The 19,503-nt window shown below is 33.1% G+C and carries 13 protein-coding genes; 11 read left to right on the top strand and 2 right to left on the bottom strand.

Annotated features, from left to right (window positions below; translation table 11 throughout):
* Window positions 1-59: 59 nt before the first annotated feature.
* The 7 genes from BBI01_RS18250 (at window position 60) to BBI01_RS18225 (ending at window position 11,087) form a co-directional block, all read left to right on the top strand.
* Window positions 60-1,298, top strand: coding sequence for an amidohydrolase (locus BBI01_RS18250; protein ID WP_065396079.1), 1,239 nt, complete (start codon window positions 60-62; stop codon window positions 1,296-1,298).
* Window positions 1,299-1,468: 170 nt separating this feature from the next.
* Window positions 1,469-3,076, top strand: a complete 1,608-nt coding sequence (locus BBI01_RS18245) for a T9SS type A sorting domain-containing protein (protein ID WP_065396078.1) — start codon at window positions 1,469-1,471, stop codon at window positions 3,074-3,076.
* Window positions 3,077-3,082: 6 nt separating this feature from the next.
* Window positions 3,083-6,247: a hypothetical protein gene (locus tag BBI01_RS18240; RefSeq protein WP_065396077.1), complete on the top strand. Its 3,165-nt coding sequence runs from the start codon at window positions 3,083-3,085 to the stop codon at window positions 6,245-6,247.
* Window positions 6,248-6,250: 3 nt separating this feature from the next.
* Window positions 6,251-9,817 (top strand): DUF6443 domain-containing protein, encoded by a 3,567-nt coding sequence (locus tag BBI01_RS18235; protein WP_083190149.1) that lies wholly within the window; start codon window positions 6,251-6,253, stop codon window positions 9,815-9,817.
* A gap of 16 nt (window positions 9,818-9,833) precedes the next feature.
* Entirely contained in the window at window positions 9,834-10,271 is a 438-nt protein-coding gene (locus BBI01_RS18230) for a hypothetical protein (RefSeq protein ID WP_228394036.1), read from the top strand.
* A gap of 159 nt (window positions 10,272-10,430) precedes the next feature.
* Window positions 10,431-10,637, top strand: a complete 207-nt coding sequence (locus BBI01_RS22890; protein WP_165602269.1) for a hypothetical protein — start codon at window positions 10,431-10,433, stop codon at window positions 10,635-10,637.
* A 36-nt stretch (window positions 10,638-10,673) separates the two neighbouring features.
* The gene (locus BBI01_RS18225; protein ID WP_065396075.1) at window positions 10,674-11,087 is read left to right on the top strand and encodes a hypothetical protein; all 414 of its coding nucleotides are present in this window, start codon (window positions 10,674-10,676) and stop codon (window positions 11,085-11,087) included.
* Between the two features lie 75 nt (window positions 11,088-11,162).
* On the opposite strand, the gene BBI01_RS18220 is transcribed toward BBI01_RS18225, so the two are convergent.
* Both BBI01_RS18220 and BBI01_RS18215 read right to left on the bottom strand, forming a co-directional pair.
* Complete coding sequence (locus tag BBI01_RS18220) at window positions 11,163-12,377, bottom strand: beta-helix domain-containing protein (protein WP_065396074.1); 1,215 nt, start codon at window positions 12,375-12,377, stop codon at window positions 11,163-11,165.
* Window positions 12,378-12,408: 31 nt separating this feature from the next.
* Entirely contained in the window at window positions 12,409-15,009 is a 2,601-nt protein-coding gene (locus BBI01_RS18215; RefSeq protein WP_065396073.1) for a TonB-dependent receptor plug domain-containing protein, read from the bottom strand.
* Between the two features lie 200 nt (window positions 15,010-15,209).
* Between BBI01_RS18215 and BBI01_RS18210 the strand changes: the two genes are divergently transcribed.
* The 4 genes from BBI01_RS18210 to BBI01_RS18195 all read left to right on the top strand — a co-directional run bounded on the left by BBI01_RS18210 (window position 15,210) and on the right by BBI01_RS18195 (window position 19,493).
* Window positions 15,210-15,887: a response regulator transcription factor gene (locus BBI01_RS18210; protein ID WP_065396072.1), complete on the top strand. Its 678-nt coding sequence runs from the start codon at window positions 15,210-15,212 to the stop codon at window positions 15,885-15,887.
* 48 nt (window positions 15,888-15,935) lie between these two features.
* Entirely contained in the window at window positions 15,936-16,967 is a 1,032-nt protein-coding gene (locus tag BBI01_RS18205; RefSeq protein WP_065396071.1) for a sensor histidine kinase, read from the top strand.
* Between the two features lie 135 nt (window positions 16,968-17,102).
* Window positions 17,103-17,699 (top strand): IS1096 element passenger TnpR family protein, encoded by a 597-nt coding sequence (locus BBI01_RS18200; protein ID WP_065396070.1) that lies wholly within the window; start codon window positions 17,103-17,105, stop codon window positions 17,697-17,699.
* Between the two features lie 444 nt (window positions 17,700-18,143).
* On the top strand, window positions 18,144-19,493 hold the full coding sequence (locus BBI01_RS18195; RefSeq protein WP_065396069.1) for an alpha-amylase family glycosyl hydrolase: 1,350 nt from the start codon (window positions 18,144-18,146) through the stop codon (window positions 19,491-19,493).
* The last annotated feature ends 10 nt before the right edge of the window (window positions 19,494-19,503 follow it).

Below are 19,503 nucleotides of genomic sequence, written 5' to 3'. Positions count from 1 at the left end.
TTGATACACCGGTTTTGAAACAAAGCCGGTGTAATTTTGTAATGTTAAAATATTAAATCATGCAATTTCCATATCAATTAACTGCGAAAGGAAAATATTCCCTGAAAAATGTCCGCCTGGAAACAGGTTTTGAATACGAAAATGAAGAAGTAATCGGAACAAAAACAGATCTTTTCAGTATCGACATTGAAGATGGAAAAATAAAAGCAGTCAAAACAAACGAACCAACTTCGAATGCAATCGACGCAAAAGGATACCTGATGCTTCCTGCGTTCAGAGATATGCACATTCACCTGGACAAAACTTTATACGGATTACCATGGCAGGCACTTTCACCGAAAAGAAAAACGGTAAAGGACATGATCGCATACGAACAGGAAATTATTCCTGAACTTCTGAAAACTTCAGTAGAAAGGGCAGAGCAGTTGATCAGTCTGCAACAGCATTATGGTACTCATTTCGCCAGAACTCACTTTAATATTGATCCTACATCAGGTTTGAAATCTCTGGAACATCTTGAACAGGCACTTCAAAATAAAAAAGACTCTTTCAAAGCTGAATTGGTGGCATTCCCACAACACGGAGTATACTATACTGAATCTGCACCCTTAATGAAAGATGCCGCACAGCTTAAAAGTGTCGGCTTTATCGGAGGACTAGATCCTTTAAGTATTGACGGAAGTATTGAAAAAGTAATGGATTTTACAGTACAGCTTGCTCTTGATCATAATAAAGGAATTGATATTCACCTGCATGAAGTGGGGGATTCCGGGATGAAAACAATTAATTATCTGATTGATAAAGCTATTGAAAATCCAGCTCTTCAGGGAAAAACTTTTGTAAGTCACGCTTTTGCTTTAGCACATCTTTCGCAAAAAGAAGCTGATCAGATTGCAGAAAGACTGGCAGAAGGAAAAGTAGGAATTGCATCTTCCGTACCATTTAAAAAGACAATTATGCCAATTCCAACGCTGAAGAAACATGGAGTAAATGTTTTGATCGGGAATGATAATGTACAGGATTTCTGGAGTACTTTCGGATCGGGAAGTATGCTGCAGAAAGCCAATCTGATTGCTGAATTATATGGTTATGCTACAGAATTTGCATTGTCCAGAGCATTACAGTTTGCGACTCAGAGCACTGTTCCTTTGGACGAAAAAGGTAAACAACAATGGCCAAAACCAGGTGATGAAGCTGCAATTGTTTTGACAGATGCATCATGTTCTGCAGAAGCCGTCTCAAGAATTTCCAAAATAGAAGCCCTGATGAATGACGGGAATCTCTTCTGGAGAAAGTAATAGACTTATATATTTTTTATATACACTTGTTTTTTGTGAATCCGAGCCAACAGTTTTTCTGTTGGCTTTTTTGTTTTTAAAATGTCCTAAGTTTCAATATTAATCTTTATTAACAAATGTTAAAATAATATTAAAATGTTTTTATTTTGCAGCAAATCTTATTCACAGATATGAGAAAACTTTATTTATCTACATGTACTTTATGTACTGTTTTGAGCATTTCTGCTCAGGAAATATTATGGCAGAATGATATAAAATCTTCTACTCAGGATTTTTTAAGCCAGATCACTACTACTATTGACCAACAGTATCTTATTTCCGGAAGCTCTATACATTCAGACGGAGCTAAGTTGGAGACAGAAAACAACCAGAACAGTGGTTATGATTTTCATTTGGTGAAACTCAATCAACAGGGAGAACGGCTATGGGAAAAGTATTTTGCCGGACAAAACCATGATTATCTTTCTGCTTCTATTTCCACACAGGAAGGAGGCTTTTTTATAGCAGGGACTTCTTACTCAGAAAAAGGTTTGGACAAAAAAGATAATTCTAAAGGTGGATCCGATATATGGCTGATAAGGCTTAATGAATTTGGTGATGAGTTATGGCAAAAGACTTTAGGAGGTTCTTCAGATGAAGAAGCAAGAGGTGTAGTAGAGACAACCGATTTTGGGTTCTTTGTTGCCGGAAATGTACAGAATCATTCTAAAGGTTATGGGTCTAAAGATGTATGGATCATTAAATTAGATAAAAACGGTAAAGAACTTTCCGAATTAATCCTTGGAGGTAATGGTTTGGATGAAGTTGAAAAAATGATTCCCACAAAGGATGGAGGTGTATTGGTAGGGATTTATTCGAGAAGCGTTGAAGCTACTAATGTTGATTTAGAAACTAGAGAGTCAAGTAAAAAAAACTTACATAATGAAAACTACTATCCTAAAAGCAGTAATAATTGGGGGGAAGGTGATTATTGGATTGTAAAACTGGACAAAAACGGAAAGGTAGAGTGGGAAAAAAATTATGGAGGGAAAGCTGATGACCATTTAAGAGTATTGGCGTTAACTTCAACAGGTTATGTGATAGGTGGTGAATCGAGATCTGAAAGATCGGGGAATAAAACAATTGGAATAGAAGAAGGCACTGATCTGTGGTTGTTATCATTGAATGAGAAGGGAGAAGAGCAGTGGCAGAAGTCTTATAATTTTAAGAACAGGGATATTTTGATGGGAATGAGTGTAATAAACTCAGCTGACGATCAGGCTTCAAAAGGTATTTTATTAGGCGGATATACACAAGCAGAAGAAAGAATCCAAAATGATGATGAAACATTTTGGATGTTATATTTAGATCACAATGGCAATGAGCAATGGCGAAAATATGTGAAAGGTGAATCTAAAAAGCAACAAGAAAGACTTTCAGATATTAAGTTGAATAAAGATGGATCTATCATTCTAGCTGGTACTAGTGCTGAAGAATTAGGAAAAGAGAATTGGAAGATTGTAAAATTGGGTGATAAGCAGGTGAGTCAACTGGTTGAAAAGTATGATGTTAAGATTTATCCAAATCCTGTATCTGATTATGCTTATGTAGAAATTGGTTTTGATTTCAAAGAAGCAGATATTCTATTGTATGATATGGGTGGAAGACAGCTTCAGAATCTGAAAACTAAGAATAGAGTAACAAAAGTTAATACACAAGCTTTGGTACAGGGAGCTTATTTGATAACTATAAAAACTGATAACAATAAAACAGCGAATGCTAAACTTATTAAAAAATAAAATGAGATGAAGAAAATTATATTATTATTCGGATATACATTTTCTTGTTTGCTAAATGCGCAAGCAGGAGCAGATATCCCTCTGGATAGAGATAATATTAAAACACTAAATTATGAAAAAGAATTTGGTGTAGATTTATATAGTGGTGCTGTTAATATTAATATTCCCCTTCAACAATTAAAACACGATAATCTTCCTTTAGATATTAGTTTAAGTTACGATGCTACTGGAGTTCTAGTTAACAAAGTTTCAGGAGTTGTAGGGCAAAATTGGAATTTAAATGCCGGAGGAGCCATAACAAGGAAAATAAAAGGGATGACTTTTGATGAATTGAAGTATACTGCAGGTACGGTCCAACCAGGTTTAGGTACGGTACTAGGCTGGCAAAAAGGCTTTTTTGATGTTAAAGGTTATTTAAATAGAAATAATTGGGACTCATCACAAAATCTTAATGAAATGATGGATATAGCGAGTAGCCCTTCTGGAAAATGGAAAATGGACACAGAACCAGATATTTTTTATTTTGATTTTTTTGGTAAAAGTGGATTCTTTTTTATGGGACATGATGGGAAGTGGAAAGTTTCATCAAAAGATAACTTAACGGTAGTAGATTATAATGAAAACACTGATTTAATTATTCCAGTAAATGAGATTAAGAGAATGGGTTGGGCTGGCAATTTATTATCTTCAGGGTATAATAGAAAATCAATAGGACGCTTTGTATTAATTGATGACAAGGGATTTAAATATGTTTTTGGGGATAATGATGTAAAAAGTATGGATATAAATTTAGGGAATTATTATGATAATGATATAATATGGTCATATGTCATGAAATGGAACCTAAAAAAGGTAATAGATCCTAATAGTAAAATATTATATAATTTTGAATATAAGACTGGAGAATATTTTCTTAGAAACTTATATACGGAAGCTAATTTTGAAATCTCGTCTTCAATAGAACATGAAAACTCAACTGTTGGTTTTTCTGAAGTTGTACCTACGGATTCAAATTTTTGGAAAATGTATAGAGGAAGTGGTTATTTTTACAAACCCTCATATCTAAAAAAAATAACTTTATTTAATGGAGAAACAGCAGAATTTAATTATATAGAAACAGATGCAATAAAATATACCACTTCTAATAATTATTTATTTGACTCCTATAATACTTTTAATAGGTTTTGGAGTAATGCTGAATTAGGTAGAATATTTACAGATGAAATACCTTTAACAAATCAATATAAACATAAACATTATTTACTTGATGAAATAAAGTTTAGTTTTATTAATACTCTAATAAATAAAATAAAATTTCAATATTGGGATGCAACTCCGAGAGTATTTTTGGGACAAATTGTTAAAAACTCTGATGAAAAGTATAGTTTTTCATATAATAATCCTTATGATTTACCTGGTTATATGTCAGAAAAAACTGATATGTGGGGATATTATAACGGATATCCAACATCTGTATCCTATTCAGGTAATTATAAGTTTTGGGAAAATTTTGAAGCAAATAAATATTCCGCAAGAGGAAGTACATTTCCTAAAATTTTATATGGCTCTTTACAACAAATTACTTGGCCCACAGGAGGAAGTACAAATTTTGTATTTGAAGCTCATTCTTTCAGCCAAAGAGTAACAAATACTTATAATACATTTAATGGGGCATTATTAATGGAGCCATTTCGAAATGGAGGAGGAGGATTAAGAATTAAAAAAATTATTAATGGAGAAAAAGAAAGGGAGTTTTTCTATAATAATTCATTTGATGAGATGGATCAAAACATTTCATCTGGAATATTGATGTATGAACCTTTATTTTTTGCTCGACATAATGTTTATAAAGTATCTCCTGACTCTTATAATCCTTCAGTTTATAACTCAGGCGGAACATCGTCTGCTAATGGAATTAAACAAAAGTCTGATTTTTTTACTTCTAATGTAGCTTATAGTACTGTATTTGAAAAAAATAATAATGGCTATATAAAACATACATTTTACGATTATAATGATTTTCCAGATTATTATGTTCAGAATGGGTTAAGACCTATTAATAGGATTTCCAAAAAAAATGATTTTTCATTTGAGAGAGGAATGTTAAAAAATAAAATATATTTTGACTCTAATTTGAATAACATTTTAGAAAAGAATTATACTTATAAGGTAATAACAAATTTGACTTCTAGAGCTGTTGATTATAATTTTTTTACTGCTAATTGGCAGTCTTATGGAACGTCTCATCCAATCGACCCTGGAGGTTTTTGGTATATTCCGCAACCAGGTTGTGGAAACTGTAATTCTAGAATGGACCCTTATTTAATTTATTATTCAGATAAAGTATTAGATTCAGAGTTTACTACAGAGTATTTTAAAGGAGGGAGAAAAATAGAATCTTTAAAGAAATACTACTATCAAAGCCCAATAGATTTAAGTTATAGTCTTATCGATAAAATTGAAGAATATCCGAATAAAAATGATCTTTCAAAATTTAAAACCATAAAATTTCAATATGCTGTAGACTTTGGAACTTCAGATTCTCCATTTACAGATCTTCAAGAAAAAAATATGATTGGAATTCCTTTATCTGTAACGAAATATAATGAAGAACAACAACCGATTGCAAGAACTGAAACTATTTATGGTAAAAATTCAGCAACAAATAATTTAGTCCTTCCAATTTCAATACAAAATATAAAGACAGGATATAATTATGTAACTGATGAAACTGCAATTTCAAAAGTGACTTACGATTTATATGATGCTCACGGTAGGGTATTACAATATACCGATCAATCAGGAATACCAACAACAATCATTTGGGGATATAATAAATCGCAGCCTATTGCAAAAATTGTGGGAGCAACCTATAATTATGTAAATGCAAATATAAATATCGAAAGTTTACAGGATACTTCAGATACTGATATTGATATGGCTTCAGAGAATTTATTTATTGGATTGCTAGATGATCTGAGAAAAACGGCTGCCTTTAAAGATCATCAGATCACGACCTATACTTATGATCCTTTAATAGGAGTAACAAGTGTAACAGGACCTGATGGGTTACGTGAATACTATAAGTACAATGCACAAAACAAACTAGAGAAAGTTGTTGATGTAGATGGAAATCCGGTAGAAGAATATAAATACCATTTTAAAAACTAAATCATGAGAAAAATAATAATGATAATATTGGGGGTAATTTTTAATTGCCTCCATTCTCAGAGTCTTACAGATACTGAAAATTATGTCTATAAAAAAACATATCTGTCAGCACCTTCTGATCCTGTACAAAAACAGTTGGAAAGTGTACAGTATCTGGATGGGTTGGGCAGACCAAAACAGGTTATTTCCATAAAATCTACACCCTTAGGAAATGATCTGGTTGTTCCTGTGGTTTATGATCAATTCGGTAGAAAAAATAAAGATTACTTACCTGTTCCGGTTCAAACCTCAAATGCTGGCATTCAAAGCTCAGTTACAGAAAGTATGGTTAATTCATATTATGGAGTTACTAATGCATTTTCCGAAAAAGAGCTTGAGTCCTCTCCATTAAGCAGAGTATTTCAATCTGCAAACCCAGGAGAGGATTGGAAAATGACATCAGGACACACAGTAAGGTACGAATATGACGCTAATTCAGAATTTGATCGTGTAAAGAAATATTCTATTACAACAACCTGGGATAATGGTAACCAGATTTACATTTCGACTCCCTCTACAGTAGTTTTTTATGAAGAAAACACACTATATAAATTCATTGTAAAAGATGAAGATAATAATGAAAAGATCGTTTTTAAAGATCTTTATGGCCATATTGTACTAATCAGAAGAATTGATGGAACAAATAATATTGATACCTATTATATTTATGATAAATATGATCATCTAGCATATGTAATTCCACCTCTGGCTGCTGTTTCTTCTATACTTACACCGGAAGTTCTTGATAACCTTTGCTACCAGTACAGATATGATAATAGAAAAAGATTGGTTGAAAAAAAACTTCCAGGTAAAGGCTGGGAATATATGGCATATGATAAGGCAAATAGGCTTATCATGACTCAGGATGCCAATATGCGTTCTTCCGGTAAGTGGCTGTTTACTAAGTATGATAAATTTTCACGTGTAATATATACCGGTATAGCCAATATCGGAGCTCAGTTTATCAGACAACAGGTGCAGGGAAGTATTGATTATTATATTAATAACGGAAAACCATCAACAGAAGATCGGAACACCACAGGATTTAATTCCGCAGGATTAAGTATTAAATATACTAATGCAGCTTATCCGGGTGAGCATATCGAAAAGGTATATACTGTTAATTACTATGACACTTATCCCTCGTATAGTTTTAACCCGTCCGTTCCTTCAAACATTCAGGGAAGCACTATTTTAACAGATGCTGCCAGTTCTGCAACCAGAAGCACAAAAGGGCTGCCTGTTATGAGCTTTGTAAAGAATATAGAAGATGATAACTGGACTACGAACTATACTTATTACGATCTGAAAGGCAGAGCCATTGGTACTCATGCTATCAATCACTTGGGAGGATATACCAGAATAGAATCTAAGCTTGATTTTTCAGGAACTCCCGAAACAATCATTACAAAGCATAAAAGGCTGAATGCAGATATTGAAAAGGTTATTACTGAAAAATTTACCTACGATCACCAAAACAGATTGTTGATACACAAGCATCAGGTAGATTCTAACCCTGAGGAAATTCTTGCTCAAAATAATTATAATGAATTATTAGAACTTGTTACCAAAAAGGTAGGCGGAACTAATCCGGGAATGCCATTGCAGACTGTTAATTATCAGTATAATATCAGAGGCTGGATGACGCAGATTAATGATCCGTCAAGCCTTAATGGAAAGCTCTTCGCATATGCAATCCGTTACAATAATCCTATTAATACAGGATATGCGCCGGCAAAATATAATGGTAATATATCAGAGGTTGACTGGAAAACATCGAATGATAATATATTGAAAAGATATTCTTATAGCTATTATCCACATAATAAATTAAAGCTTGGGCATTATTCGGAGCCATTAGCTACAGTTCCTCAAAATAGCTTCTACGATGAATCTCTTGAATATGATTTGAATGGAAATATTACTGCCCTTGCAAGAAACACTAAAAACAATAATAATCTCGCAACAGAGATTGATGCTCTTAATTATACATATTCAGGAAACAGACTTATTTCAGTGCGTGATACTAAGCAGAATGCTGCTGGATATCCTGGAGGGCAGAATCCCATTAGTTATGATTCTAATGGAAATATGACTGATCACTTGGATAAAGGGATTGATGCCATTAAGTATAATTTTCTTGATCTTCCTTCTATTGTAACAAAGAATGGAAATAAAAGCCCTTTTGGGAGTATCAGTTCTTATTTATACAGTGCAGATGGAACCAAACTTAAAAAAGGATATTCATATTATCAGAGAGACTGGATGGGAAATACCAGCCTTAAACAATCTGTTACTGAATATCTGAATGGATTTCAGTATGTATTGGACGGTTTGAGACTTACTTGTATCGATTGTCCTCCACCATCACCAGATTTACAGTTTGTTCCAACTTCAGAAGGGTACTTTGATTTTGTTAAAAATAAGTATATTTACAATTATACAGATCATTTAGGAAATATCCGTTTGAGTTATTTCTATAATGGTAGCGGATTAGAAGTTCTTGAAGAGAACAACTATTATCCTTTTGGATTGAAGCATGAGGGATATAATAATCTGGCGAAAAATTCCAAATATAATTATAAGTATCAGGGGCAAGAACTACAGGAAACAGGATGGTATAGCTTTAAATGGAGAAATTACATGCCTGATCTGGGACGGTTTTTCAATGTAGATCCTCTGAGTGAAGTATATGCTTATCAGTCTCATTATAATTTTTCTGAAAACAGAGTTACAGATGCTAGAGAAATAGAAGGTTTAGAAGCATATATTCTTAATTCGGAAGGGGATATGGAAGTTAATGGGCTTAGCTTATCTCATACAGAGTATTCAATAGGAGCTGATGGTACAAGAAATATTCAGACTGTTGATTTAGGGACATTTCCTGCTTCTACATTTACCTCTGGTATGGGAAATGGCTTTACAGATACTTTTAGGGGAATTGGTAATTTTATTAGTGATCCAATAGGAGGAATTGGTAATGCAGTTAGTAATTATACATGGAATGACTATGGAAATTCATTACTTAATACTTTTAGCTTTGGCATTTATGGGCAGATAAATGGAGTTGCAAATTTTGGTAATAATCTTTATAATGGTGATAATTATGAAGCCGGATACCAGACTGGTGAAGTTGTAGCTGGAGTATCTATAGCATTACTTACAGAAGGTTTAGGTAAGGGATTAACTGGAGGAGGATGGAAATTTAACCCTATTTATGATGTTGATTTAAGAGGAATTGGAACTTATCGGGATGCTTTAAATGAAGCGTTTAAAAGAACAGGGGTTCCTAGAGAGCAATTTCAAATTACAAAATGGGGGAAAGATATTAATGGTAAAAGTATACCTGTAGAGTGGGACGCAGGTAATGGAGCTAATGTTAATATGGATATACCTAAATGGAATAATGTTAAAAGTGATGGATCTATAGGTATGGGACCTCATGAACCTCATGTTGGTTATCAAAAACCAGGAAAAGGGATTGGAAGAAGAGGACATATATTTACTAATGATATTCCTGCAACTAGATGATAAAATGAGTAATAAAATGAGTAATAAAATTAATGAAATACAAAAAGTATGTAAAGAACTTGGCGTGGAGTGTGTGATTATTTCTAAAAAAGACTCTATTGATATAATTGATCAAGTATTTAAGACATTTAAAGTTTTGAAAAAATCAGGGCATCTTGCAATTAATAGCAGTGATGCAATTTCTATTCCCGCAGAAAAAAATGAGTATACTTATTCTGCGAATCTGGACTCTGAACCTGTTTATATATTCTTTGATCAGGAAAATAATGATCGGAATCAAGTGGTCTTGATAGAAGATGGTCGAAGAATGGGAGCGATTATGGAAAATTCCTTTGGCATAGAATATTTTATCACTAACGTAAACTTTAATTATTTACTAGCTATTAATTGGTATTCTATAGAAGGGGTAGGAAGTGCTGTAAATTGGATGAAAAATTTAATTGAAGAAGAATAAATTGATTATATAAAAGATCTTTTGGAAAGAATATGGAAATAAATGAGAGTTTAAAAGTCTTACATATTAACAGAGCTCAAATCTGGTTATTTGATATAGTCATAAAAGATTAGCAATAAGATTATCTTTAATGAAGATGATAAAATCGCCTATATCATAATGGTAAATTGTGAATATATTAAAGGTTATTTTTATGTCGATAATCCAATGTTTTCTGTAAATCAATACTTGAATAATATAAGCTTAGAAAATATGTATAAGATTAAAGATGAGAATAATAATTTTGAATTGATTTCAGGTGGAATTGTTTTGGTGAAAGGAAAGCAATCTGAATTTGGGGAGAATTTAGAGAATTTTTTGGTGTAAGAAAAATTTTAAATAATGATTTTTCATTAAAAAAAAATGATATTTTATTCAAACAGAAAATTCAAAATCTGGGTATATACGGTAAGTCATAGTTCTTTGCTTTTAAGAAGCGTTATGCAGTATGGTGATGAGGAGGGGTACTCAGAAGAAACATCCTATAATATTGACCTTGAGTTTTCATTTGTAGAGTATATGGATGTAAAAACTACATGGGATTCTATCTCAATTTCTGTTGTAGAAAAAGAAAATCTCAGATCAGATTTAAAAGAAAAATTTGATTCATATGAAGGAAAAATTTTTGAAATAGAATCCAATAAAGAAAAAACTTATATAGTGGCTTATAGTGTATTGATAGGAACTAATAAGTGGGGATTAGATGATCGTATTTTTAATTATAATATTAATTTAAAGCATGATGAAATCTTAGTGTCTTTTCCTTATGAATCTTGATTTTAAAGAATTTAAGTAATTATAAAAAAACCATCAGAAAAATCTGATGGTTTTTTAATTGAATGAAGAAACTAGTTATTGTAAAGCTGCTAAAAGGTTTACTCCATCTACAGTAGCCCAGGCTCCTGGGGTTAGAGAAACTTTTGTAACACCTGTAGCATTTGTGAATGTTTTAGGATTCGTTTTAGGGTATGCATATCCCCAAACCCCTGCATTATCTGAGTTTAGGTAAGTAAGAGGTTCAACTTTAATCTTTCCAGTATTTACCTGATTTGTTTCTGTAGTATCTTCTTGGATTAATACTGAGTAAGCATTTTTACCACCCATATTTTTATAACCGCTGATATATACATTAGAGAAAATACCAGTTCCCTGTCTTTTGAATTGAATAGCAGATATTTCTGAAGAACCTGCAACTTCTGGAGCTGTATTAGCATCTCTGATTAACGTAATATTCGAAATTTTCGGAGCTGTATTATCTACATTTGCAGATGCTTCAATTTCCATTCCGAAGTTTCCGGTTACTGTTTGGAAAGCATACCAGTTACTGTTGTTTTGTCCACTCCATGCATCTTGCCAGTCGAATGAATCGTCATAATTACCATAAGAAACAAGATTCTTTGCGCTCACAGTACCGCCGAAGAATTCAAAACCATCATCAGTTCCTTTATAGGCAACAAGATTTTCTAAAATAGTACCATCACCTACTGAATAGAACGTAAAAGTATTGGTTTCTGAAGTTCCATCATTGATTTTCTTACCAGCATATTCTACTCTTACAAATTTTAAAATACCAGAACTAAAGTTGGCATCATTACCACCATAGCTTATAGCGTTTCCGTCTTCAGAAACTGCAGTAGTGTTTCCATTTACAGCTTTGATTGGTGCTCTTCCATAAAGAGTGATTCCTCCCCATCCACCAGGAGTTTTATTTTCAGTAGTGAAAACAATCGGTTCATTAGCAGTACCTAAAGCAATAACTTTACCACCTTGTAATACAACTAAGCTTGATGTAACTTTTGTAGATACAGTGAATGTAGCACCTGCTTCAATAGTAAGAGTTGCGCCATCTGCTACCTTTACAATACCTTCTAGTGTATAGTTACCTTTTTTTATTGTTAAGTTAGAAGTGATTTCACCAGATAATTTTCCTCCTTCAGGTAAAACTCCTGATGTATTTCCAGGGTTTGTAGTAGTAGGAGTTCCTGCGTCATCATTGATCTCAATTGTACATGAGGATACGCTTAACAGTAAAGTTAATGATATTAAGGTTAAAAGATTTCTTTTCATTTTATATTAAGATTTATTTTATAAGTTGTTTTTAAAAAGTATAGCCTACAGTAAAGTTGAACGTTACACCGTTGAAATAGTTATTTAAAGAATAATTACCATTTGTATTCATAGTATAATAGTTATTATCTCCTAGTTCAACACGATATTTACTGTTCAAAATATTTTGTACTCTAAATTTGACATTCCAATTTTTATCAATTTGATTCTGATAAACAAAATCTAACTGATGGAATGGTCTTTCGTAGTAGTTATCTGAACCTGAACCTCCGACTGCATAAATTTTGGAACCAGACACATTATATACTAATGAGAAAGTTTTGCTGAAATTTTTTGAGTTTTTGTATTCATATTTTAAATCTCCATTAATCGTATATGGAGAGGCTCCTTGTAATCCTCTTCTATGAAGTTGCTCATTTGTATATCCATCAGGCCTTTCAGTTTTGAATTGATCTTCGCTTCTTTTTACATCAGTATACATAAATGTAGCATTCGCTCCCAATGTAAATTTATCTAAAGATTCAGAAAATCTCCCCAGATTCAAAATACCCTCTAGTTCTACTCCTGCAAGAGTTGCTTTTTCTGCATTGTAAAATGTTACAACAACTCCACTTGCATTTGCTGATGGGGCCATGGAGCGTTCAATAGCTTTATCAATCTTTTTAGCAAATAAATTAACAGCAAACATTTCTTTATTAGTTGGGAAATATTCCCATTTTAAATCAACGTTGTAGTTTTCACTATTTTGGATATTTGCATTACCAAGGATTGAAGAGTTATCAGGATTTATATATTCAATAGGCATTGTTTCAATAAGTACAGGACGTGTAATAGTCTTGCTTAAAGAAAGTCTTATATTATTCTTATTATTTAATGATTTTTTGATAGAAAGGGAAGGCAAGAAATAGTTTTTATTTGGTGTTATGTCTTCTCTTTTAGAATTACCAGGTCTATTGAATCTGATAACTCTCATATCATTCTCAAACCTTCCACCTAATAAAATGTCCCAAGTCTCCGAAGGTTTGTAGTTAATATTAGCATATCCCGCATTTACAAATTGATATATATTTGATAAATAGGAATAAGAATCACTACCTTCATTGTAATATAGTTGATTATTACTTATAGACTTATTTAGGGTATCCTGAGGACGATCTATATCAATATAAACAGAAGATGCTCCGGTTCCAGGGTTTCCAAAAATAAAACGATACGAATTCTTTCTTATGTCTGTAAATCCATTATATCCAATAGAGACTTGTAAAGGATAATCTTTGCGCTCGCCCTTATCACCAAGAAAAACAGAATATTCTCCAAATGCTGAACCGTAAAATCTACCGTTAACATCCAAGTATTGTCGAATAAAGCTATTACCTCCATATGAGATTAATGCATGAGTATAATCTTCAGGCTTTGTAAGTTCGAAAATTTTTCGGTCTGGCTGACTGTAACTGTTAATTACGTAGCTTGCTCCTGCTCTGAATTGATGACGTTCTCCAACTTTTTGAGAAGCTGTTAACTGTAAATCTAAAAATCTCGAAATATCTTGTTGATTTGTTCTGAAGAAACGTTGATCAAGTACCTGTCCATTTTTGTATCCTGTAAAATCCTCAATAATATTTGACGAATTTTGTAAATAAATCGCATTTAAATTGACATTGGTACCTTTATTTTTATAACCTAAACCTAATAAAACTGAAGATTCAGTTTCGTACTCGTACTCTTTCTTATTTAACAGGTTACTTAGTTCTATTGAAGGACCATTATTTCTGTACTGGTTATTATCACCTTCTCTGTATGAATATTTTGTTGACTGATTTAAAGAGAATAATACCCCTAGATTACCTGTTTCTCCAGCTTTAATCTTTTGTACCGTTGTAAATCCAATACTCGTATTAGGCATTGTTTTTACATTATCTACATTCCAAGAATCTTTAAATGAGTTCAATGATTCATTAGGTGTAAATCTATAGTTAGTAGGTGTTGCATTTCTAACCTCACTAGGAAGCCTTCTATCCCTAGAGTTCAATCCAAGGTATCCATTCATCCCATCAGCACCCTCAGCTACTTTGAAATTATCTCTGAATGTACTTAAAGTATTTACTCCTACACTGAATTCTACTTTTGTAAATGGCTTATCAATTGTAAGCGTTTCAATATCAAAGGTAGCTCCGGCAAAGTCTCCGTAAAGATTGGAGTTGAAAGTCTTATAAATGTTCAATTTACCTACCACATCCGTTGGAAACTGCTTTAATGCAATAATCTTCTGGAAAGGGTTGTTGGATGGAGAACCAAGACCGTTAATTAATAAATAGTTGTATCGTTCTTCAAGACCTCTTACGAAAAGACCTCTTCCTTCTACTGTAGTGATCCCTGTTACTTTTGTAAGTCCCTGTTCTACGTTGGAGATCCCTTTTCTGGAAATCTCTTCAGCACTTACAGCCTGCTTTTGAACAATTGCTTTTTTCTGTTCTCCTAATACAGCAGTCTCAGTTTTTTTGTTACTGCTTCCTTGGATTACTACGCCTTCAATTTTTTTCTCCTTAGTGATGGTGTCCTGCTTCGTTTCCTGAGCATAAAACACTGAACCAGATAAAAATAAGACTGCAATGCTAAGTTTATTAATTTTCATTCTTTTTTACTTGCTTTATTTACTAGATTCTTTCGGTGCAAAGGAATAAAAGATTAGTGGTGTAGATGGTTTAGTAAAATTTAATTTTTTTTTAACTAAACATTAAGAAAGTGGAGTTATTGTTAACTTTATATGAACGATGACTAATTTGTTAATCTATCATTCAAAAATGATTAACTTTGAAACAGTAAAAATTTAAAATGAGTCAAAAGAAAATACTCTTAATAGACGATGAACTGGACATTTTAGAGATTCTGTCTTACAATCTGGAAAAAGAAGGATACGATATCTATACTGCTACCAACGGTAACGAAGGAATAGAAAAAGCAAAGGAAATTGTTCCGGATCTTATCCTGTTGGATGTAATGATGCCTGAAAAAGATGGTATCGAGACTTGTCAGGAACTTCGTAAAGTGAAAGAACTTCAAAAAACGCTTATTGTATTCCTTTCCGCAAGAAGTGAAGAGTTTTCTCAGTTGGCAGGTTTCCAGGCAGGAGCTAATGATTATGTGGTAAAGCTTATTAAACCGAAAATCCTTATCTCTAAAGTAAACGCTTTATTACAACTGACTTCTCAGGTTTCTGATAATGCAAAACTTATCGAAATTGGAGATCTTGTTATTGATAAAGATAACTTCAGAGTTTCAAAAAGCGGACAGCAGTTCCTTCTTCCTAAAAAAGAATTTGATTTACTTTATCTTTTGGCTTCCAATACAGAGAAGGTATTCAAAAGAGAAGAAATTCTTGAAAAAGTGTGGGGAAATGATGTGATCGTAGGCGAAAGAACCATAGATGTTCATATCAGAAGATTAAGAGAAAAACTGGGAATTAATACCATCCAGACATTAAAAGGAATTGGATATAAGTTGATCGTTTAATCACTTAAAAATCCTAACTTTACGTTTAATCTTTAAAACTTTGTAAAATTGAGATTTTACAGACTTACCCTTGTAGCCTCCAGTCTACTGACACTGGTCATGCTCTTTCTTGTGGTCGTTTTCGATTCACTGAAAGATATCTATTATGAAACACCTCTATTCAAAACAGGACTTTTAATTTGTATTGTCCTGATTTTTATTATCAATTGTATTGTTCTTGAACTTTTATTCAACTATTATGGAAGAAAACAGGTAAAAGGTTTATCTGATTTTCTCCCTCAGGAAATTGTTAATGACAACGATGAAAATATTACCATCAAGGAATTGGGAGAAAGATTCTCGGATCTCAATCAGCAGAAGGTAACCGAGATTGATATGATGAAGGAAATGGAGAGTTATCGTAAAGAATATATCGGAAACGTTTCTCATGAACTTAAAACACCTTTGTTTTCTATTCAAGGGTATGTAGAAACTTTAAGGGATGGAGGAGTAGATAATCTTACCATCAGAGACAAATATCTTGAAAGAATTGATAAATCCGTTGAAAGACTTATTGCCATTGTTACCGATCTTGATATGATCAACAGACTTGAAGCCGGAGAAATCAATCTTACTGTTTCCAAGTTTGATGTAAATCTTCTGATCAAGGAAATCTTTGATCTTCTTGAATTTGAAGCTGAAAAACATAATACCACATTACAGATTCAGACCCTTCATCCGCAGATTTTTGTGGAAGCAGATAAACAGAAAATTTCCCAGGTGTTTATTAACCTTATTTCTAATGCAATTCACTATGCCAACAGACAGGAAGCAAAAGTAATTGTGAAAACCAGTGTTTTAAAAAATAAAGTACTGATTGAAGTAATAGACAACGGAATGGGAATCAAATCTGAAATCCTGCCAAGAATCTTTGAACGCTTTTATCGTGTGGAAACCAGCAGAAGCCGAAGAGAAGGTGGTTCAGGGCTAGGGCTTGCTATTGTAAAACATATTCTTGAAGCTCATAACGAAAACATTACCGTCGAAAGTGTCTATCTTGAAGGAACAAAATTCAGTTTTATGCTGGAAAAAAGTAAATAGTTTCGGCAAAATGTAAGAAAAAAAAATATTTTAAAAAATCCTGAAATATTTTTTTGTCACATGTCATTTATTATATATTTGCACCAGAGATTTATCATAATTATAAAGGCAAAAAAAGTAATTTAAGAAACTGATATGGTTTACAAAATCCGCGTAATATTAGATGCGAAAGAGGATATTTTCCGTGATATTGAAGTTAAGGGAAAACAAACGTTATGGAACTTACATTTAGGAATTAAAAGTGCATTCAGTCTGCAGGGAGATGAGCTTTCTACTTTTAATCTGTTAGAAGAAGATGGAACAATTGTAAAAAGTGTTCCTCTGGAAGATATGAGCGATGATGGTGATGGAGAGATTATGTCAGACGTTTACATTGATGAAGCTTTTGAAAATAAAGGTGACAAAGCACAGTTCCAATATGGACTTCTTGACCTTTGGGAATTCTTCTGTGAGCTTATAGAAATCATTGACGAAAAGAAAGGGGTTAATTATCCCATTACTGTGTTCAGATTTGGAAATGTTCCATTGAAAGCTCCTAGTAAAAATGGAGGTGCTGGAGGTTCTAAAAAGAAATCAGCAATGCCTTTGGCAGATGATGAATTTGGATTCGATGAAGATTTCGGAGCTGGAGGAAATTTCTCAGATGAAGATGACAGCTTCGATGATGACGAAGAAGAAGACTACAACGATGACGTCTTTGATGATGAGGATGACAATGATGATGAAAGATAAGATATAAATATATGCCCCGGGTTTTTAATCCAGGGCTTTTTTATTTAAAACTAAAGCAGCTTGAATGAAACTAGCCATATCAAGATATAATTACACATCCACTTAGAAAGAATCAATGAAATTGATTCCACCCTTTGCTCCCTCAAAATAGAACCGGAGCTTATTAAAAACTTTGCGTTAGAAAAAACATGATCAGCTAAACCATTAAGAAAAATGAAGATTGTAAGATGAGTTAAGATTCATCAAAGATGTATTTGAAAAAACTTAATGAATCCTTCAGCTGTCCTCTTTACTTTTCAGCTTTTATAAATACCTTCAGATAGAAGAATATTTATCATAAACCAATTATATTTACACTTATATTATTTCAAAATAACCTTCGTAATTTTCCCTTTTAGTCCCTTTCCCTGAAAAACAATCCTTATTTTTGTTAAAAATAGATTAATGAAGAAATTAATTTTATTAGCCGTAATTGGTCTGGGAATTGTTTCCTGTACCACTCAAAAAAACAGAGGGAAGATGACTGAGCTACCAAAAGAATGGAAACACAATACTAATATTTACGAAGTAAACATCAGACAATATACGCAGGAAGGGACTTTTAAAGCATTCGCAAAAGAAATGCCCCGCCTGAAATCTATGGGGGTAAAGACACTTTGGTTTATGCCTATCACCCCAATTGCACAGCAAAATAAAAAAGGAAGCCTTGGAAGCCCTTATGCCGCGGCAGATTATACCTCTATCAATCCGGAATTTGGAACGATGCAGGATTTTAAGGATATGGTAAATGAAGCCCACAGACTAGGGTTTAAAGTAATCATCGACTGGGTAGCGAACCATACCGGTTGGGATCACGTATGGACAAAAACACATCCGGAGTTTTATCTGAAAGATCCGGACGGGAAATTTCATATTGCTTCAGGAATGGATGATATCATTGAGCTGGATTATAAAAATCAGGAAATGCGTAAAGCAATGATTGATGCCATGAAATTCTGGGTAACGGAAACTGATATTGACGGATTCAGGTGTGACCTTGCTTCTTGGGTAGAAGTAGATTTCTGGGAACAAGCACGTCCTGAAGTTGAAAAAGTAAAACCACTTTTCTGGCTGGGAGAATTTGACGAATTGGAAAGCCCGGAATACGGAAAAGTATTTGACGCAAGTTACTCATGGAAATGGATGCATAAATCTGCCGATTATTACAAGAAAAATGAACCTCTTCAGGAACTGAAAGACCTATTGGTAAAATACTCTAATATCGGAGATAGCTCAATGAGAGCATGGTTTACCGCAAATCATGATGAAAACTCATGGAACGGAACGGAATATGAAAAATATGCAGTAATTGCCAAGCCTATGGCTGTATTTTCCGCAACATGGAATGGCGTCCCGTTATTATATTCCGGACAGGAACTTCCGAATATGAAAAGATTGGAATTCTTTGAAAAAGATGTGATTAAATGGACAAAAACATATCAGGTCGCAGATTTTTATAAAACATTATTGGATTTAAAATCTTCTAATCCGGCATTAAGAGGTGGGGACTCAAACGTTACTACTTATTTATTGAATACAACTGCTAATGATAAGGTTTTAGCTTACGTAAGGAAAAACGGTAAAGATGAAGTGCTGGTCGTTCTCAATATGTCTAAAGAACCAGTAAACTTTAGTATTGAAGATGGACATTTATCCGGAGCTTTCAGAAACGTTTTTGATAAGACGAAAAGAAATTTTGATGAAAGCAAAGGCTTTAATTTCAAAGTTTCAGACTATGCCGTATTTGAAAAATAAAAGTACATAA

The sequence above is a fragment of the Chryseobacterium artocarpi genome (assembly GCF_001684975.1).
Taxonomy (GTDB): Bacteria; Bacteroidota; Bacteroidia; order Flavobacteriales; family Weeksellaceae; genus Chryseobacterium; species Chryseobacterium artocarpi.
This window is presented reverse-complemented; position numbering and strand designations above follow the sequence as displayed.

Bases quoted from the DNA above. Each gene is read 5' to 3' on its own strand.
- BBI01_RS18250 (WP_065396079.1), top strand. From the start codon at position 60: ATGCAATTTCCATATCAATTAACTGCGAAAGGAAAATATTCCCTGAAA.
- BBI01_RS18245 (WP_065396078.1), top strand. From the start codon at position 1,469: ATGAGAAAACTTTATTTATCTACATGTACTTTATGTACTGTTTTGAGC.
- BBI01_RS18240 (WP_065396077.1), top strand. From the start codon at position 3,083: ATGAAGAAAATTATATTATTATTCGGATATACATTTTCTTGTTTGCTA.
- BBI01_RS18235 (WP_083190149.1), top strand. From the start codon at position 6,251: ATGAGAAAAATAATAATGATAATATTGGGGGTAATTTTTAATTGCCTC.
- BBI01_RS18230 (WP_228394036.1), top strand. From the start codon at position 9,834: ATGAGTAATAAAATTAATGAAATACAAAAAGTATGTAAAGAACTTGGC.
- BBI01_RS22890 (WP_165602269.1), top strand. From the start codon at position 10,431: ATGGTAAATTGTGAATATATTAAAGGTTATTTTTATGTCGATAATCCA.
- BBI01_RS18225 (WP_065396075.1), top strand. From the start codon at position 10,674: ATGATATTTTATTCAAACAGAAAATTCAAAATCTGGGTATATACGGTA.
- BBI01_RS18220 (WP_065396074.1), bottom strand. From the start codon at position 12,377: ATGAAAAGAAATCTTTTAACCTTAATATCATTAACTTTACTGTTAAGC.
- BBI01_RS18215 (WP_065396073.1), bottom strand. From the start codon at position 15,009: ATGAAAATTAATAAACTTAGCATTGCAGTCTTATTTTTATCTGGTTCA.
- BBI01_RS18210 (WP_065396072.1), top strand. From the start codon at position 15,210: ATGAGTCAAAAGAAAATACTCTTAATAGACGATGAACTGGACATTTTA.
- BBI01_RS18200 (WP_065396070.1), top strand. From the start codon at position 17,103: ATGGTTTACAAAATCCGCGTAATATTAGATGCGAAAGAGGATATTTTC.
- BBI01_RS18195 (WP_065396069.1), top strand. From the start codon at position 18,144: ATGAAGAAATTAATTTTATTAGCCGTAATTGGTCTGGGAATTGTTTCC.